This is a genomic window from Zunongwangia sp. HGR-M22, assembly GCF_027594425.1.
Taxonomy (GTDB): Bacteria; Bacteroidota; Bacteroidia; order Flavobacteriales; family Flavobacteriaceae; genus Zunongwangia.
The window spans coordinates 3,660,743-3,681,574 of sequence record NZ_CP115159.1; the positions used below are offsets into that span (position 1 = coordinate 3,660,743).

The following is a 20,832-nucleotide window of genomic DNA, read 5'->3' on the forward strand; positions in this document are numbered from 1 at the left end:
TGTATATTAGAAAAATGTAGTATCTTTGCAGCCTTATTAATAATAGGGGTCGGGAACCCCGTAAATTAATTTTTATGCCTGTAAAAATAAGATTACAAAGACACGGTAAAAAAGGAAAACCTTTTTACTGGATCGTAGCGGCTGACGCACGTTCAAAAAGAGATGGTAAATTCTTAGATAAAGTAGGAATTTATAATCCAAATACAAATCCTGCAACTATCGAGCTAGATGTTGACGGAGCTGTAAAATGGTTACAGAATGGAGCACAGCCAACTGATACTGCTCGTGCTATTCTTTCTTACAAAGGTGCATTACTTAAAAATCACCTTGCTGGTGGAGTTAGAAAAGGTGCTTTAACTGAAGAAGAAGCTGAGAAGAAATTCCAAGCTTGGTTAGAGGAAAAAGAAAGCAAAATTAGCAACAAGAAAGAAAATCTTACAAAAGCAGAACAAGAAGCAAAAGACAAAGCTTTAGCTGCTGAGAAAGAAGTAAACGCTAAACGTGAAGCTGCCGCTGCTGAGGCTGCCGCTGTTACTGAAGAAGGCGAACCAGAAGCTGATGTAGACAAAGAAGTAGACGCAGCTACAGATGAAGAAGCTAAAACTGAAGAAAAACAAGGTTAATTTCTTATCTAGCGATGACTAAAGAAGAATGTTTCTACTTAGGGAAAATCGTTAGTAAATATAGCTTTAAAGGGGAACTCCTTATCAAATTAGATACAGACGAACCCGAATTGTACACAGAGATGGAATCAGTTTTCGTTGAATACAACGATAATCTGGTTCCATTTTTTATTGAAAAAAGTTCCCTGCATAAAAGCACACTACTGCGTGCAAAGATCGAAGATATCGATACGGAAGATGATGCAGACGATATGATTGGCTGTGAGCTTTATCTCCCACTTACTTTCCTTCCTGAACTAGACGAAGATCAGTTCTACTATCACGAAATTATAGGTTTTAAGGTGATTGATGCTAAACATGGCGACATTGGTATAATCACTTCAATAAACGATAGCACCGCTCAGGCTTTATTCGAAATTAAAAAAGACGATAAAGAAATTCTTATCCCCATGAATGATGAATTTATCGAAAAAATCGACAAGCCAAACCAAACCATCAACGTTACTACTCCTGAAGGACTTATTGATCTTTATTTAGGCTAATTAGAAGCTCGAATCTAGACCAGACCGGCTGCGCCTTTTATAACTTAGACCCCTCCGCTTTTAGATATTGGAAAATAGACTTTATATTTAGAAGGTTGAATTTGGTTATTAAATAGAAAAAATAGCTGTTTTTCATTTTTTCCTTTCAACAAAGTCCCTTTTAATTTAGGCTATATTTTGTTTCATAGACTTTACTCTCCACTTAATTGATTACTAAATCATATTTTCTCAATAGATAATTAAATACGCAAGCAGATTTTTCAATACAGTATATATGGATACAGTCTTTTTATAAGCAAAAATGTATAGAATACAATTCCCAAATAGTGATAATAAATCTTAAATTTGTATTACATTGTTTGTTAAAGTTAGAAACCTTTCTTTGATAAGCGCTAAATCCTTCTTTTTTGAAAATTATGTGTTATCCTATTCCATGAAACATATACTATTTTTCTTATGTATTTATACATGTTCAATAATAAATACGTTCTCTCAGGTAGGGATTAATACTACAGAACCTAACTCAAAAAGTCTATTGCATATTTCAGAAATTGACAGTCCATCTGGAGAAATTTCAAAAAAAGGTATTTTAATTCCAAGATTAACCCAATCTCAGCGAGATTCAATTAAGCCTAGCCAATCCGAAAACAGCCTTTTAATTTTTAATATTTCTGAGGGATGTTATAATTTTTGGGATAGTAACAATACACGATGGAGAAGTTTGTGTGGTGATGCATTATACAGTGAAGCAACCTTAGATTGTGGTGAGATTACTATCGAAGGTACTTTTTTTGAAAGAAAAGATCTTTCGCCAAATGAATATTTAACGGTATCTATAAATGTAAAAAAAGTTGGAAAGTATTCTATTACAGCAAATACTTCTAACGGTTATGGATTTTATGCTGAAGGACGATTTTTAAATACAGGAATACAAAGAATTAGGCTAGAGGGGCAAGGACGTCCTGAAAATGTACAAAAGGACGAAGTTTCCATTACAGCATCTGGAATAGACATAAACTGCAACAATCCTGTTTCTATTGATGTTGAAGCTTTAGGGACTTTTAGTATAAATTGTAGTGGTGCTGAAGTATTGGGGAGTTACCATGTTGGGGTACCTTTGAATTATAAAAATCAAATAAAATTACAGGTAGAAGTTACTGCTCCTGGATATTATAATATTACAACCAAATCTGTAAATGGCATCTCATTTAAAGGTTCAGGCACCTTTGATGCTTCAGGAAATCAAGATATTATTTTACAAGGCAGCGGGACACCATCTTCAACATCAAGTACAGATATTAATATTACTGATCAATCTGATTCTTCTTGCAAAGTTAGCATTCCTGTAAATATTGTTAATACGAAAAAAAGATTACTTAGCATTGGAAGCGACAAAGATGGATATGGCTATAACTTTTCTGGAAATGCAGCTTCTAACAGTTTAATAACTAGCCCAATTAATTACGGAGATTTACCAAATAGTACCGTTGATTTTAACGGGTGGAGTGAAATTATTGATGGCACCAATGCTCCAGGTGCTGTTAATCTAAAACAATGGACTACCGGTAAAAATCCGGTAGATATTATAATTATTGGTTTCTCCTGGAATCCTTCTGAAGAAGAAGCATCAATTTTAATAGATTATTTAAACAACAATGGAGTAGTTCTTTTGTTTTCAGAAGCAACTACCGGTCTTGAAATTCTTTTTAAAAAATTATTCAATTCAGATGAAATTAAAACAGGCTATTCACATCCGGCAGGTGCTTTATATGAGTTTAGCTCAAACAATGATAATATTTTAAATGGTCCTTTTGGAGATATAAGGCAAAAAGTTTGGGGAGAAGATGCCTCTTCCACAAATTTTGTAACAGGTATTCCTTCTAGCGCCATAACAGTTTATTCTCACAATACTGATATTTCACAAGCTAACCCCGATATTGAATTAGATAAAATTACAGCATTTAAGCACAACTCTTTAAACCTGATTTTTGTTGGGGATGGCGGGTTTAACTCTAATGGTTCAAATACTTCAGATACAGTTACACCATTTATGTTAGATGCTAATAATTTCCCTGTATTTAAGCCATCCTATGGCCGCGGTACAGATTCTAGAGATAAAGATGTCTATAATTCCGTATTCACAGCAAATGCGATTGCCTGGGCAATTAAAATGGCAAATTCTTATGGCATAAACTCTAATTAATAGCTTTTTAAATGATTTTTATTGAATTAGATAATGTATCTACTTCTCGTAAAAATACATTCATTAAATCTAGTTTCTGAACAAAGTTTATTCAAAAGCTGAAAACAAAAAAACCGCCTTATTCTACTGAAAAAGGCGGCTTTTTTATTGATTTTTAAAATATATTAGCCTACAATATTTACAATTTTACCTGGTACCACGATCACTTTTTTAGGAGTTCTACCATCTAACTGTTTTTGAGTACGCTCGTCTTCCATTACCGTTTTTTCGATCTCATCTTTGTTCATATCTAATGGTAACTCCATCGTAAAACGCATTTTACCATTAAATGAGATTGGATAATTTTTAGTGCTTTCTACTAAAAATTTCTCTTCAAATTTAGGGTAAGTAGCGGTTGAAATGGATTCTGAATATCCCAACTTACTCCATAATTCTTCAGCAATATGTGGTGCATAAGGCGCTATTAAAACTGCTAAAGGTTCTAAAACTTCGCGGCTGTTACATTTTTGTGCATTCAGTTCATTCACACAAATCATAAACGTAGAAACCGACGTATTAAAACTGAAATTATCAATATCTTCCGTGACTTTTTTAATGGTTTTATGCAATGTTTTTAACGAATCTGCCGAAGCTTTTTCCTCTAAAACCTCAAATTGATCGTTTTTGATATATAACTTCCACAACTTTTTTAGGAAGTTGTGTACTCCGGTAATTCCGGCGGTATTCCAAGGTTTCGCCTGATCGATAGGCCCCAAGAACATTTCATACATCCGCAACGTATCAGCGCCGTAATCGTTACAAATATCATCTGGATTAACCACATTATATTTGGACTTCGACATTTTTTCAACCTCACGACCTACAACATAGGCTCCATTTTCTTCAGTAAGAAATTCCGCTTCTTTAAATTCTGGTCGCCAATTTTTAAAAGCTTCAACATCTAATTCATCTGAAGCATTTACAAATTCTACCGGAGCATGAATTGGCTGAACAGATTTTCCTTCAGTAAGATTTTTAGAAACAAACTTATTTTCACCTTCAAGACGATAAACAAAAGCACTCGTCCCCAAAATCATTCCTTGATTGATCAGCTTTTTAAAAGGCTCTTCTACTTTTAAATGTCCGCGATCTTTCAAGAATTTCGTCCAGAATCTGGAATATAATAAATGGCCGGTAGCGTGTTCGCTTCCGCCGATATATAAGTCCACATTCTTCCAGTAATCTAATGCTGCTTCAGAAGCAAAAACCTCATCGTTCCCGGCATCCATATAACGGAATAAATACCAGCTACTACCCGCCCAGCCCGGCATGGTGTTCAACTCTAACGGAAATACCGTTTCATGATCGATCTTATCGTTACTTACTACTTTATTAGCTGCAGTATCCCAAGCCCAATCGGTTGCATTTCCTAACGGCGGTTCTCCGGTTTCTGTTGGTAAATATTTTTCCACTTCCGGCAAATGCAACGGCAAATGCGTTACATCGATTAGCTGTGGTAAACCATTTACATAGTATACCGGGAAAGGTTCTCCCCAATACCGCTGGCGCGAAAATACGGCATCTCGTAATCGATAATTGGTTTTTCCGTAGCCTGCTCCTATTTCTTCTAACTTAAGAATCGATTTTTGTAGTGCTTCTTTATATGCTAATCCGCTTAAAAAATCGGAATTAGCGATTACCGTTCCTTCTTTACCGCTATGAGCTTCTTCAGAAATATCGGCGTTTTCAAAAATATCTTTAATCGGAATTTCAAAATGCTTGGCAAAATCATAATCACGCTGGTCGCCACATGGCACAGCCATTACTGCACCGGTTCCGTAGCCTGCCAACACATAATCCCCAATCCAAATTGGCACTGGTTCTTTGGTAAATGGATGCTCGGCATAAGCCCCGGTAAATGCTCCTGATATAGTTTTTACATCGGCCATTCGCTCACGCTCGCTACGCTTTGCGGTCGCTTCGATATAGGCTTCTACTTCTTCACGTTGTGCATCGGTAGTAATTTCTTTTACCAATTCGTGTTCTGGCGCAAGCGTCATAAAAGTCACACCAAAAATCGTATCAGGACGGGTGGTGAACACACCAATTTTGAATTCTGAATTTTGAATTTTGAAATCTACATGCGCCCCAACTGATTTTCCGATCCAGTTACGCTGACTTTCCTTTAAACTTTCAGTCCAATCGATATTGTCGAGACCTTGAAGCAGGCGCTCTGCAAAAGCCGAAATTCGCATGCTCCATTGCGTCATCTTTTTACGAATCACCGGATAGCCACCACGTTCTGAAACTCCGTTTATAATCTCGTCGTTTGCCAACACCGTTCCCAGTTGCGGACACCAGTTCACTTCTGTTTCAGCAAGATAGGTCAGTCTGTATTTCAGTAAAATTCGTTGTTTCTCTTCGGAATATAATTTATTCCATCCTTCCGCTGAAAAATCTTCAATAGCATCGTCGCAAGCTGCTTTTACACGAGTATTTCCTTCCGCAGCAAAAATTGCTTCCAATTCAGAAATCGCTCTTGACTTATTAGCTTCTAAATCGTACCAAGATTCGAACAACTCACTAAAAATCCATTGCGTCCATTTGTAATATTCCGGATTACTGGTACGCACTTCTCTACTCCAATCGAAACTAAACCCAATTTTATCTAACTGCTCACGATATCTTGCAATGTTCTCTTTAGTGGTAATTGCAGGATGCTGCCCGGTTTGAATCGCATATTGCTCGGCCGGAAGTCCAAAACTATCATAACCCTGTGGATGTAACACATTAAAACCTTTATGGCGTTTGTAACGCGCATAAATATCACTCGCAATATACCCTAGCGGATGCCCAACATGTAAACCGGCTCCCGAAGGATAAGGAAACATATCGAGTACGTAATATTTAGGTTTTTCTGAGGAGTTTGATGCTTTAAAAGTTTGGTTCTCGGCCCAATATTTTTGCCATTTGGCTTCAATTTCGTTGAAGTTGTAGTTCATTTCTATGTATTTCTGAACGTCCTTAAACGGACTATATTTTAATCGGAACTCGATAATCGAGATTAATTACTTAAGGCTAGCCTCGCAATAAAAAATCTTCTAATAAAAGTTTTATGGCCTTTCCCTAAGGTAATTTCCTAAATTCCGTAATTATCAATTGTTAACAATGGCTGCAAATTTACAATTTTAAACCAGTTGCAGCAATTAAGAATAGAAATAGGTTTAGATGGTTTGCAGCAGTTATTTTATTAGTTGCCGTCTCTCAGATTTTATTATTTGGAAATTCGGGTTAAGATGCTGAATCAAGTTCAGTAAGACAGACAACCAAATCATTCTAAATTCAATATTCAGCATTTAAAATTCAACAGTTCTAGTCTAATTTTTAGCATCTCCATTCTAACTTCTAACAGCGAAGAACTCCAAACTCTTAATTCTAATTCCTCGCTTCCTTCTCCATTGGCAACAACGCCCGATAAATAAATTCGTTTACCGGAGTTTCGATTCCTAATTTCTTACCCTGTTTTACGATATAACCATTAAAGTTCTCCAATTCTGAAGGCCGCCCGGCCATAATATCACGTTGCGTTGAAGCAGTAGCTGTTTCTCCTTGCTTTCCGATAAACTGAAATAGCTTTGCTATATCTTCATCATCAAAATTAACTCCCTTTGCTTGTGCGATGGCTTGAATTTCAAGGCCAGTTTTCTTTAAAACATCTTGCAAATAATCATCTTGCCACATTTCTCCTATACTCACCCGGGTTAATCCACCCAAGCCGCTAACGGTAGCAATAAAACTGAACTTTTTCCAGATCGCTTTATAAATATCATCTGGAACAATTCCTTTAAAGCCAGAATTATTGAAAATCTCCTTCAATTTTAAAACCCGATCTGATTTTTCGTTATCCAATTCTCCGAAAATAATTTCAGGATCAAACTGAAAATGATTAATTACTCCCGGCGCTTCTTTTTTACTATAAATTCGGCAAAAACCAGCCAAAACATTCCTTTTAGGCAATATTTCCTGAAGTTTTTCCATATTATCGGCACCATTTTGCAGCGGCAATACCATAGTTTCTTCAGTAATAATCGATTTTAGTTGTTTTGCAGCATCTTTTATTTGCCAGGATTTCAAACCTAAAATTACCAATTCTGGCGTTTCAACTTCACTAATATCATCGGTTACTTTTGCAGGATGTACCGTAAAATCACCATTTACACTCTTAACGACAAGTCCGTTTTCCCTAATCGCTTTTAAACTTTCGTTCTTGGCAATAAAAGTAACGTCGTGGCTCGCCTGTGCCAGACGACCTCCAAAATAACCGCCAACACCACCAGTGCCGTATACAAGAATTCTCATAGTTTCAATTTTCTTTTATTCGAGTTTTGAGCTAAAAAATTTAATAGCATTTTCACACAATATGAATCTTATTCTTTCAAATTTACACTTATCAGAATAATTAATAAAGTTTGGGCGTTAAGAAAGTCTTGGAACCGTTTACTTTATTATTTTTACAAAAAATTGATAGCTGTTTATGAGCACATCTTTTGAAAGATATCAAAAGCGCCGTTTGATTTCATCCTATTTCTCTGTAGTTCTAAGTATCGCGTTAGTACTTTTCTTACTGGGAATGCTGGGTTTATTGGTATTAAACACCAAAAAAGTAGCAGATCATTTTAAAGAGCAAATTGCTTTGACGGTTTATTTTAATGATGGCGCCAAAGAGGAAGCGATGCAGAAACTAACCAAAAGTTTAGATACCGCTTCTTATACAAAATCGGTAACTTTTGTATCTAAAGAAGAAGCTGCTGAACAAACAAAAGAAGCTATTGGGGAAGATTTTATGGAATTTTTGGATTACAATCCACTTCAAAATTCTATTGATGTTTATATGAATGCCGACTTTGTTTCTTCGGAAAGGGTTGAAGAAATTGCAGCTCAACTCTCAGAAAATAGCGCCGTAGATGAAGTTTCTTACGACAAGCCATTAATTTCTTTACTGAATAACAATCTTAAAAAGATAAGCTTCTGGGTTTTAATCGTTAGTGCATTGTTCACTTTTATTGCGGTTCTACTTATCAACAGCTCGATAAGATTATCGGTGTACTCTAAACGTTTTACAATAAAAACCATGCAAATGGTTGGCGCTACCAAAGGTTTTATACGCCGCCCATTTATTTGGAAAAGCGTAAAGCTAGGAATGATTGGCGCTTTGGTAGCACTTATAGGAATGGCTGCTGTAATTTATTATCTAAACGATAGTTTTGCTGAGTTAAATTTACTGGCCGACAAAAAACTTATATTAGCCTTATTTGGTGGTGTTTTTGTAACAGGTATCGTAATAACCTGGCTAAGTACCTTTTTCGCCACCACAAGATTTTTAAATTTACAAACAGATGAGCTTTATTACTAAAGTTAAAATTACAATAGATGAGCAATAACACCAAACCCCAACAACAAGACAAAAATTTTGTATTTGGTAAAAAGAATTACAAATTCATGTTTATCGGTCTGGCGGTAATCGCTTTAGGATTTATTTTGATGGCAGGCGGTGGTAGCGACGATCCTAACGAATTTAATGAAGCTGTTTATAATTTTCAGCGTATTCGCCTTGCCCCAACTATCGTTTTAATTGGTTTTGGGATTCAGGTTTTCGCTATTTTAGTAAACCCAAACAAAAAATAGAAATTGGATACTTTAGACGCCATTATCCTGGGAATTATTCAGGGATTAACTGAATTTTTACCCGTTTCTTCTAGCGGACATTTAGAATTAGGAAAAGCCATTTTAGGTGACAGTAGTTTGCCAGAAGAATCTATGATGTTTACCGTAGTCTTACATTTTGCGACGGGCTTAAGTACGATCGTTGTTTTTAGAAAAGACATATTCGACATTTTTAAAGGACTTTTTCAGTTTAAATGGAACGAGGAAACGCAGTTTTCAGCCAAGATTATTATCTCTATGATTCCGGCTGCGCTAATCGGTGTCTTTTTTGAAGATTATTTAGAAGAACTTTTTGGTGGCAGTGTTGTTTTTGTGGGCTTTATGCTAATTATTACCGCACTTTTACTCTGGCTTGCTGATAAAGCAAAAGATACAGGTAAACCGGTAAGTTTTATGAATGCCTTCGTGATTGGTGTTTCACAGGCTATCGCCATGTTACCGGGGATTTCACGAAGCGGTTCTACAATCTCAACTTCAGTTCTTTTAGGAAACGACAAAACCAAAGCAGCTCGTTTTTCATTTTTAATGGTAGTGCCATTGATTTTTGGAAAAATAGCCAAAGATTTAATGGATGGGAATATTACTGAAGAATCTGTTGGTGGTTCCCATTTAATTATTGGTTTTGTTGCCGCCTTCTTATCTGGTCTTGTTGCCTGTACCTGGATGATTTCTCTGGTAAAAAAGAGCAAACTCTCTTATTTCTCTATTTACTGTTTTATCGTAGGAATTATCGCTATTGGCTTTGGCTATTTTGCATAACTCATTCTGAATTTATTGCTGAAGATCTAAATAGAAATTTCAACAAAAACTGAAATTATTGCTTTCGATCCTAAATTTGTATTTAAGTTTGAAGCCCTAAACAGATTTTAATCTATGGATCATCCTATAATTACTGCTGAAGAATTTAAAGCAGGACAAATCTTACTTTTCGACAAACCATTAAACTGGACCTCATTTCAGCTTGTGAATAAAGTACGGTGGATGATTCGTAAAAGCTGCGATATTAAAAAGATTAAAGTTGGCCATGCCGGAACTTTAGATCCCTTGGCAACCGGGCTTCTAATTATTTGCACCGGGAAATTCACCAAAAGAATACCAGAACTACAGGGACAAATTAAAGAATACACCGGCTCATTTAAATTAGGTGCAACAACGCCTTCTTATGATCTGGAAACTGAAATCGACGAAACTTTCCCGACAGACCATATTTCTAAAGAAAATATAACCGAAACTACCAAAAGCTTTATTGGAGACATTGAACAATATCCGCCGGTATTTTCCGCATTAAAAAAAGACGGAAAACGACTTTACGAATATGCTCGAAAAGGCGAAAAAGTTGAAATAAAATCTAGAAGAATAAGTATCCAAGAATTTGAAATTAATGCTTCAGATTTTCCAAATATTAACTTCAGGGTAGTTTGCAGCAAAGGAACTTATATAAGAAGTCTTGCCCACGATTTTGGTAAAAAACTTGATAGCGGCGCACATCTTTCCGCATTAAGAAGAACTAAAATTGGTGATTTTAGCGTAAAAAATAGTTTAAGCCTTGATGATTTTGAAAAACAATTACCAAGGCCCATTTCAAATTCCTAGAAACGTTTGCCTATAGAAACGCCAAGCCTAGGATAAACTTCAAAATCGTTGCTATCGCCAAAAAGCCTACCGGCACCGGCATAAATTTCACCAATATAATTGTTACGAGTTAACAGTTTAAAACCAACTGCAGCCCCTAAACCAAAATTGGTCGTTTTTTCATCATAAATATTAGTTTGTTCTTCATAATAGTAACCGTCATCATCGTAATTATAGGTATACTCATTATAATAATCATGATAGGAAGCTATTGCAGCATTAGCTTCTATAAAAAAACCTGCGTTTTTCTTTTTTCCAAAGAAAAGCCGGTAATAAGGCGTAGCTATAAAACGTAGCGACAAATCTTCGGGCTCGTCTAAGCCTACTCCTATAGATAAACCTATACTGCTATTATCTTCTAAAAAATACTCGTAACTTACTTCTGGAATCCCTGCTACGGCCATTCCTAAATTTAATTTTAACTCTTGTTTTGTAAGATCAATTGATTCTTCAGTTTCTTGTGCTGAAATAAAAAAGCTTGTGCATAAAAAAAGCAAGGATAATAATCTAGTTCTCATTTGATTGATGTTTATAAAGCTAAGATACTTAAATATCGATATGGTTGCATTTTTTTTTTACATATTCAAATTTTGGAATACATTCTGCAGCATTACTCAGTAAAAAAGCAAGTAAGATTTGATGCTAAAACATCAAAGTGTTTTATTGATTATAAGTTTGAAAGATACTAACTTCACCAAAAAAATTGTAAGACGTATATATTGATGCCATTTTTTGAAAAACATAAGGCACTGCTTTTAACCATTCTAATATTTATGGTGCTTTTGTTATTGCTTTTTAATTGGCATTTAGAAAATAGCTCTCAGAAAAACCAGGAATTTTTGGTAGACCTAAGCGCTGTTACTGAAGCTTTAAAGACTGAAAAAAAGGAACCTGAAGACGATCAAAAGCAAGAAATTACAAGTAGTAAAACACAAACACATCGCGCTTTTAATCAAAATCAGGAAGCAAGATCATCCAATTTCAACAAAGAATTAAATGCTATTTTTGAGAAAAATTCTGCTTTACAGCAGGCGACATCAAAAAATAGTGAAACTGCTACATCTGGCAGTTATACCCTTAAAAACTCGGGAAGCAGAGAAAAGCAACAGTCTGATGGAAATAATTCGACCTCCAAAATTTCCAGCAAATCTGGTAGTTTAAAAAACAGTTCTATTTCCTTTAATCTTAAAGGTAGAACGGCTGTAAACATTCCCAACCCAATTTATACGTGTAGTCTTTCAGGAAAAATTGTAATTAATATAAAAGTAGATGAATCTGGCAGGGTAAAATCAACCTCTTTTAACGAAGCTAGTTCTTCTACAGATAATAAATGTCTTGTAGAAAATGCTTTATTATATGCTTCTGAAGCAGTTTTTAGCAAGCTTTCTGGCAGAGATGATCAACCCGGTACAATTACTTATCAATTTAAACCTTAAAATAATTTATGACTGAAAAACATAGATGTGGCTGGTGTTTAGGTGACAATTTATATGAAGATTATCATGATGAAGAATGGGGTGTACCGGTACACGATGAACAAAAGTTATTTGAGTTTTTGATTTTGGAAACTTTTCAGGCTGGTTTAAGCTGGATCACTATTTTACGAAAGCGAGAAAACTTTAGGGAAGCTTTTGATAATTTCGATTATAAAAAAATCGCTGATTATTCTGAAGATAAAATCCAGCAGTTACTTAAAAATTCGGGGATTATTCGGAACAAATTAAAAGTAAGAAGCGCGGTTTCCAATGCACAGCATTTTATAAAACTTCAAGAAGAGTTTGGTAGTTTTGATCACTATATCTGGAGCTTTGTAAACCATAAACCAATCCAAAATAAAGTTGAAAATTATAAAGAGGCACCTGCCACTACAGAAATTAGCGATAAGTTAAGTAAAGACCTTAAAAAAAGAGGATTCAAATTTGTTGGTTCTACCGTGATGTATGCTTTTATGCAAGCCACCGGAATGGTTAACGATCACGAAGTTTCTTGTTTTCGATATAAAGAAGTAAAACAACTTTCGCAATAAATGGCAGCCGTTTAAGCCCAGCAATTGGAAGAAACAAATACAATAAAGGCCAATAGTAAAATTAGTGATTTTTTTCATCTATTTTTTGATTAATATCATAAATGAAACAACCGCCTTTTATTTCAAAAAATTCAAAAACTCGTTTCTAGAAATTTCCTCAGCACCAAGGCTTTCTAAATGAGCAGTATAAACCTGGCAGTCTATAAGTTCTACTCCTTTCTCCTGAAGTTTCCTTACTAAATTTATAAAACCATATTTTGAAGCATTACTTACTTTAGCAAACATACTTTCCCCGCAAAACACTTTTTTATGTTTTAGATAAATCCCATACAAACCTCCTACAATTTCGCCATTCTCCCAAACCTCAACAGACTGTGCAATTCCTTTTTGATGCAAACCAGAATATGCTCGTTTCATCTCTGGCGTAATCCAGGTTCCTTGCTGCCCCTTTCTACTTATTTGAGCACAATTATCTATGATCGTTTCAAAAGCTTCATTATAAGTCACTTTAAAAGCTTCTTTCTTCAGCAATTGTTTCATGCTTTTTGAAACTTTTAATTTCTGCGGAAATAAAACCATCCTGGGATCTGGACACCACCACAAAATCGGCTGAGAATCATCATACCAAGGGAAAATTCCTTTAGAATAAGCTTCTATTAAGCGGTCTTCTGTTAGCGACCCGCCAATGGCAAGCAATCCGTCATCTGAAGCGTAAGCTACATTAGGAAATGGATCGTATGGTTTTAGAATTTGCACGTTTAGGGGGGTTAGTTTTCAGAAAATTACAAAAACAAAAAAGCTTAGTACGTTAAGTGCATACTAAGCTTTTACAAAAAATTGTGCTAATATTTAGAAAGGAAGATCGTCGTAATCTTCGTCTTTAAAATCTTGTGCAGGCTCAAATTGATCTGCCGGTGGCGGCACGTTTTGACCACCCGGTTGTGATGGTTGTAGATTTTCAATTCTCCATCCCTGGATAGAATTAAAATATTTGGTTTCCCCCTGTGGGCTTACCCATTCTCTACCACGAAGGTTAATACCAACTTTAACAGGCTGCCCTACCTGATAACTGTTTAAAAGATCTGTTTTATCCTGAACAAACTCAATCATTAAATGCTGTGGATATTGCTCTTCTGTAGTGACAACTAATTCTCTTTTTCTAAATCCGTTATTACCAAAAGTTTTGGTATCTCCGATTAATTTAATCTTTCCTTGTACTTCCATCTTCGTTTAAAAATTTGCTAGTAATAATTTCCACGCCTCTATTACCATTCCTTTTTCCAGCAATAATTGCGCCTGTTTATGAATTGCTTCTGTTTCTTTTGCTGCAATAATCTCTGTAAATAAATCATCTTCAGAAACATATAATTTCGACTCTTCTAAAGTAGGCAGATTTTCTACATTTCCTAATTTACCAAGATCATTTCCTGTTAAGATATTACTTTCTCTAATTCCCTGCGGAATTGCATCTACTCCAATCCCTAAATTGGCGATTGGTTTTGGTACTTCGAACATCCCATCTTTGGCACGAGTATACCAATTTCCGCCCATTCGAGCAACCTGATCGATCTTTACCTGGTCGATATAACCATCTTCGTCCAGAATTTCTTCTTTAATATGTGTTTTTAAAATTTCACATATTACCAAATTTCCTGCTCCGCCTTCATCTCCAAGTTCTATAATTTCGTTTACTTTACATTCAAACTGAACCGGAGATTCTGCGACCCTAAATGGCTTCACCAAATCTGATTGCTGCATGGTAAGCCCAGATTTTTCAAATTCGTTTACACCTTTAGCATAATCTGTACTACTTAAAGACATTTGCTGTACCATTTTGTAATCTACAATATTGATTACACATTCCTTAACAACCTGCAGATTTAAAAATGTATGTTTCAGGCTACCATCTTTACCTCGTCTTACGGGTGAAAACACCAATATTGGAGGATTAGCACTAAACACATTAAAGAAACTAAAAGGAGCCAAATTTGGTCGTCCCTCAGCATCTAACGTACTTGCAAATGCAATAGGCCTTGGCCCTACCGCTCCACTCAAATATCTGTAAAGGGCGCCAGAAGGTGATTCCTTAGAATCTATACTTAACATGCTTTGATTTTTCACAAAGGTAATAATTAGGATAAGGAATTTAAAGCATGTCTTCACAATAATATTCATATTAAAACGCTTATCTTTAACCGCTTTTAAAATGAAGAGGAACTCTTTATGAATTTTAATGACGAACGAAAGTTTAATCGCTGGTTTATCATATTTGCAGGTCTCGCTGTAATTATTTTAGTCTTGTGGAATACGACCATCTTTTTTAACCGGCTTAAAGATGAAGAGCGCACAAAAATGAGCATTTGGTCTGAAGCGCTATTGGAACTGGATCGCGCTAGCAGCAACGAAAATTTGAGTCCGCTTATCTTAAATGTTTTAAATAGCAACACCAGTATTCCAACAATACAAACAGACGAAGAAGGAAATATAGTTTCTACCCATTATATCGATCCTGAAAAAATCGATACTCCTGAAAAAGCTGAAAACTACCTTAATCGACTAAGAGCTGAAAACGAGCCTATAATTATGCATTTAGACAGGTTTAGGACTCATTTGGTTTTCTACGGAAATTCTCCTGTTCTAAATAGTCTTAAGTACTATCCACTAGGATTGGTAACCATTGGTTTTCTAATTATAGGAGTAATTTATTTTTTCTATACTACCACAAAAAACAGTGAACAAAATAAATTGTGGGCAGGAATGGCAAAAGAAACTGCACATCAAATTGGTACGCCATTAAGTTCTCTAATAGGATGGACAGAAATTCTGAAACAAGAAAATGTAAACGAAGTTTATATTACTGAAATCGAAAAAGACATAACCCGCTTACAAACAATTACCGAACGCTTTTCTAAAATTGGTTCTGCTCCTTTATTAGAAGAAACCGATCTTGTAGAAGCCACCCGAGAGAGCTATCGATATTTACAATCCAGAAGTTCTAAACTTATCGATTTTAACCTCATAGTACCGAGAGAAGAAATAAAAGTTAACTTAAACACGCAACTTTACAGCTGGACGATAGAAAATTTAGTAAAAAATGCTATTGACGCAATGCGAGGAAAAGGAAAACTTTCTCTTGAAATTAGACAAAATGAAAAACAGGTTTTTGTTTATATACATGATACTGGAAAGGGAATCGACAAAAATCGCTTCAAAGTAATTTTTGAACCAGGACAAACCACCAAAAAACGAGGATGGGGATTGGGTCTGTCTTTGGCGAAACGAATTGTAGAAGAATATCACGACGGGCGTATTCGAGTAGCAAAAAGTGAAATTGGCGAAGGAACTACTTTTGAAATTATGCTTAAAAAAACCTAATATCGATCTAAGATATTCCTTAGACTTTCTGGTATTGCATTTGTTTGTTTCTCGTTGAAATTATAAAACACAGCTACATCTTTACCTATTGCACAAATTTCTTGTTTCTCGTTTAAAATATGATGTTCTATTTTAAAACTTTTAGTGCCCATTTCAGTGATTCTTGTTTTCACAAGAACATTTCCCGGGTAGTATAATGCGTTTTTAAAATCGCAATGCGTAGAAACTAACATTGCACCTTTTTTACTATCGGTATACATTTTATGCAATCCGGTAGCTTCCCAAAGATTCACCCTGCCAGATTGCATAAAACGCATAAAGCTGAGATTATTTACATGGCGATACATATCCAGATCGCTCCAATCTATTCTTAATTTTAATTCAAGTTTAAACAAAGATAAAAGCTCTTATAGGTTTACATGAATTGATGATGCGAGTTTCTGAAGCTCTTCTTCACTCATTTCGTGATGGTTTGCAAAATTCATATCCCCCATGTTATTTAACGGAATTAAATGTACATGAACATGAGGAACCTCCAATCCTACAACGGCGACACCTACTCTTTTGCATTCTACCGTTTTTTCTAAAGCCAACGCGACTTTTCTTGAAAAACGCATAAGCTCCATATACATTTGTTCATCCATATCAAAAATATAATCGACTTCTTTTTTAGGAATACAAAGGGTATGACCTTTAGCATTCGGCCGAACATCAAGAAAAGCTAGAAACTGACTATCCTCTGCTACTTTGTAAGCAGGAATTTCCCCATGAACTATTTTTGTAAATAACGTAGACATATCGATTTGGTTTTTAATTAGGTAGTTTAAAAATAAAAATCCTTTTCTTCAATCTTAGTTAAAAGACTTAGAAAAGGATTTTTTGAACTCTTAAATATATTTTATTATTCTCTCCAGATTTCAAGTACTTCAAACTTCATTACACCGTTTGGCACAGCAATATCGGCTACCTCACCTACTTTTTTACCCAAAAGGCCTTTTCCGATAGGAGAATCTACAGAAATTTTACCGGATTTTAAATCGGCTTCGCTTTGTGCAACCAACTTATATTTTACTTCTGCTCCGTTATTTTGATTTTTAATTCTCACGTGGGAGTGAATCAAAACCTTAGAGGTATCTAATTGAGATTCGTCTATTACTCGTGCATTTGCAACAACTTCTTCCAGTTTTGAAATCTTCATTTCTAAAAGCCCCTGCGCTTCTTTTGCCGCATCATATTCTGCATTCTCACTCAAATCTCCTTTATCTCTAGCTTCAGCAATAGCTTCAGAAGCTCTTGGACGTTCTACATCTTTAAGATGATTTAATTCTTCTCTCAACTTTTTTAGTCCTTCCGCAGTGTAATAAGATACTTTACTCATAACTTCGTCGTTTTTATAATTGGTAAAGGGCCTTGGTAAAGAGGCCTGTTTCCAAAAAATAATATGTTTTTAATGATTGTTTTAAATCTAATGACCTTAACCAGGTATAGTGTATAAAAAGATTATCACTAATTGTAAATTGCCAAGTATCGCGGTCTGACTGCGAACTTGAATATTCTAAGCTGCATTTTCATTAGATTAATATTTTATAATAAAAAAATCCCACCTATAATGGGATTGATTCTAACAAATATAACAAATTTACATTTGCGATAAAAAAGAAATTGAATGAAGGGTTTTTTATTTTTTAATTTGCTATTGGTTTTATTAACAGGCTGTTCTTCTAGCGACGACAACCTTAATAATAATCCAAATTTAGTCAACATCAATTTTGGCTTCAACATAAATCTAGACTTACCGCAGTACAATCAACTAAATTTTCCGGGAAATCAAATCGCTATTTACAATGAAGGCATCGGGATTAAAGGTGTGGTTATTTATAATGTAAACAACGATCTTTTTCTAGCCTACGAATTAAGTGATCCAAACCACGCACCCAATGATTGTTCTGCAATGGAAATGAACGGGATTGAAGCAACTTGTAGTTGCGAAGGCAATGTGTATAACATAATAAGCGGTGAACAGGTAAAAGGCAACGGTGAATATGCCATGAAGCCTTATCGCGTAGAGAAACGAGGCAATACAATTACAATCTCTAATTGAGATTCTTTAAAAGCTACTTAAAGCAGCAGTTGCTTTTCTATAGAAATTGATAAATTAGTTATAATAAAAAATGCCTGAAATTTTATCAAATCTCAGGCATTAGAACTAAAACAAATCGAATCTTCTTTAAAATTTAAGCGTGATACCGGTTAAAAAATTTATTCCTGCTTGGGGATAATAACCAACATAGCCTCCATCATAATAGCCGTTCGAAACATATTGCTCATCAAAAATATTATTTACTAAACCAGTAAACAGAATTTCCTTAAAAAATGGTGCATTATTCCAGGTGTACTGAATATTTAAGTCGTTTACAAGATAATCATCCAACTCTGAACTTTCTGCTTCAATATTACTCATATACTGCTTGCCCACATACTTTGTTAACCAGTTCACCTGGAAATTCTTAAAAGGATTCACCTGTATCATATTCCCGCCTACAATAGAAGGAGAAAATGAAATATCGGTATCGCCTAAGTTTACCTGCTCTCCATCTATCGTACTTACAAAATCTATATTTTTATTTCTACTTAAAGCAATATTTGGTCTTACTGTTAAAAAATCTGTTATTCTAAAAGTTGCGTCGATCTCTAAACCCAATCGATAACTCTCACCACTATTCTCCCTAATTGCAGCACCTTCGTCATCGATTTGACCGGTAAGCACTAATTGATCCTGATAATCCATAAAATAAAGATTAGCGTTTATTTGGGTTGCAGCAGTATTAAAACGCCACCCAAACTCAAAATCGTTTAAGGCTTCCTCTTTTGGCTGCGATCTATCGTTAATTATGGCATTTTCGTAATCTACTCTAACGGGTTCACGATGTGCTCTCGCAAAAGATCCATATAATTGATGTGCTCTATTGAACCGGTAAGTAAATCCAAATTTTGGATTGAAGAAAGAAAAGTGATCATCTACAATAAACTGATCAAGTTTTTCTGTTGGCCCCTCTGCTTCATAATTTATAGTTCGTAATTGTAAATCTCCATAAACTGCTAAAGATTCTGTCAAAGATATTGTTGCTTTAGTGTAAACATTGAAATCAGTTTTGATAGCATTGTTCAGATAGAAAGGCTCAAATGGATCATTATTCTGAGCAAAACGTGTGTAAATTACTTCACCAAAATGATCTCCGTCATAACGATTCCAGCCTCCTCCTAAAATAGCATCTATTTTACTATTCTTATAATTCAAACTAAAGGTGGTTCCATAAAAATGGTTATCCAACCAGCTGGTATTTACAAGATCTGATGTAGTTACTTCTTCTCCATCAGCGCTAAAATTAGATAATCCATAGAAATTTAAATCGGCGTCTTCCTCGTATTCTTCATAATACCCTCTTCCGTAGGTATAATGCAATGCTAAGTTAGATGACCAATTATTATTGAAGGTCTGATTCCATAGTAACTGATAATGATCTTGTTGATAATTATCGGTTTGATTATCATAGAATTGATTATTCCCATCTTCATCGGTGTATTGTCCTGCTGGATTATAGGTACGATCATTTTCTAAAGTTTCAGCATCAATTCCGTACCAAGCTTGATAGGTTTTTTCTTTCCCTCCAAAAACCAAAGCTTTAATTAACGTATTATCTTCTACATAAGCGCCTTGCAAAAAATAAGATTTTAATTCAGAATCTGCTCGATCAATATACCCGTCACTTTTAATTAATGAAGCCCTTCCTGAGAAATCCCAGTGCTCATTAAAAAGACCTGTATTAAATTTAGCCGTATGTTTATGGGTATTAAAAGATCCATAACTATTGGCAACCTCTGCAGATGCTTCTTCACTATACCTATCGGTTAAAATATTGATACTGGCACCAAAAGCACCAGCTCCATTTGTAGAAGTTCCTACTCCACGTTGCAACTGAATATTCTCTGTAGAAGAAGCAAAATCTCCCAGATTTACCCAAAAAGTACCCTGACTTTCAGCATCGTTATATGGCACTCCATTTATGGTCACATTTGTACGCGTAGCATCACTACCACGCACTCGAATCCCGGTATAACCAACACCATTACCGGCATCGGTAGTAGTTACTACAGATGGTAGATAATTCATTAAAACGGGAATATCCTGCCCTAAATTTCTACTTTCTATTTCTTCATTGGAAAGATTACTAAAAGTGATTGGAGAATCTGCATCTACACGAATAGAACGTAAAAACACTTCCCCTAAAACCTCTTCAGCATCACCAAAATCTACATCTAATGTTTGATCTTCAGTAAGGTTTACTTCGAAGGATTTTCTATTTCCGAAGACAAAATCGATAGTATAATCTCCTTCTGGCAAAACAAGTCGATACTCCCCTACATCATTGGTTTGTGTACCTTCTTTTTCTTCAGAAACATAAACTGTTACTCCGTTTAAGGGTTCTCCTTTTCGACTTACTATACCTTTTAGCTCATATTGCTGCGCAAAAGCAGACATACTAAAAAGCATAATTAAACTACTGAATAATATATTTTTCATTCGTAACAATGATTTACGAATAAAAGGGGCCATTATTCCATTTAAAAATTTGGTTAAAAAAAATAAATCCTGAATTACTCAAATAGATTTTTAGAGCATATCCAGGAGTACTAGCGCTTTTTTAGCACTTTATCCCTTGGCAGCAT

21 protein-coding genes are annotated in these 20,832 nt (G+C 35.1%); 11 read left to right on the forward strand and 10 right to left on the reverse strand.

Features of this window, described 5'->3' with window-relative positions:
• Positions 1–74 precede the first annotated feature (74 nt).
• The 3 genes from PBT91_RS15850 to PBT91_RS15860 all read left to right on the forward strand — a co-directional run bounded on the left by PBT91_RS15850 (position 75) and on the right by PBT91_RS15860 (position 3,368).
• A complete protein-coding gene (locus PBT91_RS15850; protein ID WP_270059431.1) occupies positions 75–623 on the forward strand; it encodes a 30S ribosomal protein S16 in 549 nt (182 codons plus the stop codon).
• A gap of 14 nt (positions 624–637) precedes the next feature.
• On the forward strand, positions 638–1,165 hold the full coding sequence (gene rimM / locus PBT91_RS15855) for a ribosome maturation factor RimM (RefSeq protein ID WP_270059432.1): 528 nt from the start codon (positions 638–640) through the stop codon (positions 1,163–1,165).
• Positions 1,166–1,598: 433 nt separating this feature from the next.
• Positions 1,599–3,368 carry a hypothetical protein gene (locus PBT91_RS15860; protein WP_270059433.1) on the forward strand — a complete coding sequence of 590 codons (1,770 nt, stop codon included), beginning with the start codon at positions 1,599–1,601 and terminating at the stop codon, positions 3,366–3,368.
• 164 nt (positions 3,369–3,532) lie between these two features.
• On the opposite strand, the gene leuS is transcribed toward PBT91_RS15860, so the two are convergent.
• Positions 3,533–6,349: a leucine--tRNA ligase gene (gene leuS, locus PBT91_RS15865; protein ID WP_270059434.1), complete on the reverse strand. Its 2,817-nt coding sequence runs from the start codon at positions 6,347–6,349 to the stop codon at positions 3,533–3,535.
• Between the two features lie 433 nt (positions 6,350–6,782).
• Positions 6,783–7,706, reverse strand: coding sequence for a ketopantoate reductase family protein (locus tag PBT91_RS15870; RefSeq protein ID WP_270059435.1), 924 nt, complete (start codon positions 7,704–7,706; stop codon positions 6,783–6,785).
• A gap of 175 nt (positions 7,707–7,881) precedes the next feature.
• Between PBT91_RS15870 and PBT91_RS15875 the strand changes: the two genes are divergently transcribed.
• The 4 genes from PBT91_RS15875 (at position 7,882) to truB (ending at position 10,664) form a co-directional block, all read left to right on the forward strand.
• On the forward strand, positions 7,882–8,760 hold the full coding sequence (locus PBT91_RS15875; protein WP_270059436.1) for a cell division protein FtsX: 879 nt from the start codon (positions 7,882–7,884) through the stop codon (positions 8,758–8,760).
• 17 nt (positions 8,761–8,777) lie between these two features.
• On the forward strand, positions 8,778–9,032 hold the full coding sequence (locus PBT91_RS15880) for a DUF3098 domain-containing protein (RefSeq protein ID WP_270059437.1): 255 nt from the start codon (positions 8,778–8,780) through the stop codon (positions 9,030–9,032).
• Between the two features lie 3 nt (positions 9,033–9,035).
• Positions 9,036–9,830 (forward strand): undecaprenyl-diphosphate phosphatase, encoded by a 795-nt coding sequence (locus tag PBT91_RS15885; protein WP_270059438.1) that lies wholly within the window; start codon positions 9,036–9,038, stop codon positions 9,828–9,830.
• Between the two features lie 114 nt (positions 9,831–9,944).
• Positions 9,945–10,664 (forward strand): tRNA pseudouridine(55) synthase TruB, encoded by a 720-nt coding sequence (gene truB, locus PBT91_RS15890; protein WP_270059439.1) that lies wholly within the window; start codon positions 9,945–9,947, stop codon positions 10,662–10,664.
• On the opposite strand, the gene PBT91_RS15895 is transcribed toward truB, so the two are convergent.
• Complete coding sequence (locus PBT91_RS15895) at positions 10,661–11,221, reverse strand: hypothetical protein (protein WP_270059440.1); 561 nt, start codon at positions 11,219–11,221, stop codon at positions 10,661–10,663. The genes truB and PBT91_RS15895 overlap by 4 nt on opposite strands.
• A gap of 204 nt (positions 11,222–11,425) precedes the next feature.
• Between PBT91_RS15895 and PBT91_RS15900 the strand changes: the two genes are divergently transcribed.
• Both PBT91_RS15900 and PBT91_RS15905 read left to right on the forward strand, forming a co-directional pair.
• On the forward strand, positions 11,426–12,139 hold the full coding sequence (locus PBT91_RS15900; protein WP_270059441.1) for a hypothetical protein: 714 nt from the start codon (positions 11,426–11,428) through the stop codon (positions 12,137–12,139).
• Positions 12,140–12,147: 8 nt separating this feature from the next.
• Positions 12,148–12,729, forward strand: coding sequence for a DNA-3-methyladenine glycosylase I (locus tag PBT91_RS15905; RefSeq protein WP_270059442.1), 582 nt, complete (start codon positions 12,148–12,150; stop codon positions 12,727–12,729).
• A 117-nt stretch (positions 12,730–12,846) separates the two neighbouring features.
• Here the strand turns inward: PBT91_RS15905 and aat are convergent, their stop codons facing one another.
• The 3 genes from aat to PBT91_RS15920 form a co-directional block, all read right to left on the reverse strand.
• On the reverse strand, positions 12,847–13,485 hold the full coding sequence (gene aat / locus PBT91_RS15910) for a leucyl/phenylalanyl-tRNA--protein transferase (RefSeq protein ID WP_270059443.1): 639 nt from the start codon (positions 13,483–13,485) through the stop codon (positions 12,847–12,849).
• Positions 13,486–13,578: 93 nt separating this feature from the next.
• Positions 13,579–13,953 carry a DUF3127 domain-containing protein gene (locus PBT91_RS15915; RefSeq protein ID WP_092540102.1) on the reverse strand — a complete coding sequence of 125 codons (375 nt, stop codon included), beginning with the start codon at positions 13,951–13,953 and terminating at the stop codon, positions 13,579–13,581.
• A 6-nt stretch (positions 13,954–13,959) separates the two neighbouring features.
• Complete coding sequence (locus tag PBT91_RS15920; RefSeq protein WP_270059444.1) at positions 13,960–14,835, reverse strand: flavin reductase family protein; 876 nt, start codon at positions 14,833–14,835, stop codon at positions 13,960–13,962.
• A gap of 117 nt (positions 14,836–14,952) precedes the next feature.
• On the opposite strand from PBT91_RS15920, the gene PBT91_RS15925 reads away from it, so the two are divergent.
• Positions 14,953–16,104 carry a sensor histidine kinase gene (locus PBT91_RS15925; protein WP_270059445.1) on the forward strand — a complete coding sequence of 384 codons (1,152 nt, stop codon included), beginning with the start codon at positions 14,953–14,955 and terminating at the stop codon, positions 16,102–16,104.
• Here the strand turns inward: PBT91_RS15925 and PBT91_RS15930 are convergent.
• From PBT91_RS15930 to greA, 3 genes are all read right to left on the reverse strand, one after another.
• On the reverse strand, positions 16,101–16,499 hold the full coding sequence (locus tag PBT91_RS15930) for an acyl-CoA thioesterase (RefSeq protein WP_270059446.1): 399 nt from the start codon (positions 16,497–16,499) through the stop codon (positions 16,101–16,103). The two genes, PBT91_RS15925 and PBT91_RS15930, sit on opposite strands and share 4 nt — an antisense overlap.
• A 12-nt stretch (positions 16,500–16,511) precedes the next feature.
• Positions 16,512–16,901 (reverse strand): HIT family protein, encoded by a 390-nt coding sequence (locus tag PBT91_RS15935; protein WP_270059447.1) that lies wholly within the window; start codon positions 16,899–16,901, stop codon positions 16,512–16,514.
• 104 nt (positions 16,902–17,005) lie between these two features.
• Positions 17,006–17,482: a transcription elongation factor GreA gene (gene greA / locus PBT91_RS15940; protein ID WP_270059448.1), complete on the reverse strand. Its 477-nt coding sequence runs from the start codon at positions 17,480–17,482 to the stop codon at positions 17,006–17,008.
• A gap of 288 nt (positions 17,483–17,770) precedes the next feature.
• Between greA and PBT91_RS15945 the strand changes: the two genes are divergently transcribed.
• On the forward strand, positions 17,771–18,205 hold the full coding sequence (locus PBT91_RS15945) for a Rieske (2Fe-2S) protein (protein ID WP_270059449.1): 435 nt from the start codon (positions 17,771–17,773) through the stop codon (positions 18,203–18,205).
• Positions 18,206–18,331: 126 nt separating this feature from the next.
• On the opposite strand, the gene PBT91_RS15950 is transcribed toward PBT91_RS15945, so the two are convergent.
• Positions 18,332–20,686: a TonB-dependent receptor gene (locus tag PBT91_RS15950; RefSeq protein WP_270059450.1), complete on the reverse strand. Its 2,355-nt coding sequence runs from the start codon at positions 20,684–20,686 to the stop codon at positions 18,332–18,334.
• Between the last annotated feature and the right edge of the window lie 146 nt (positions 20,687–20,832).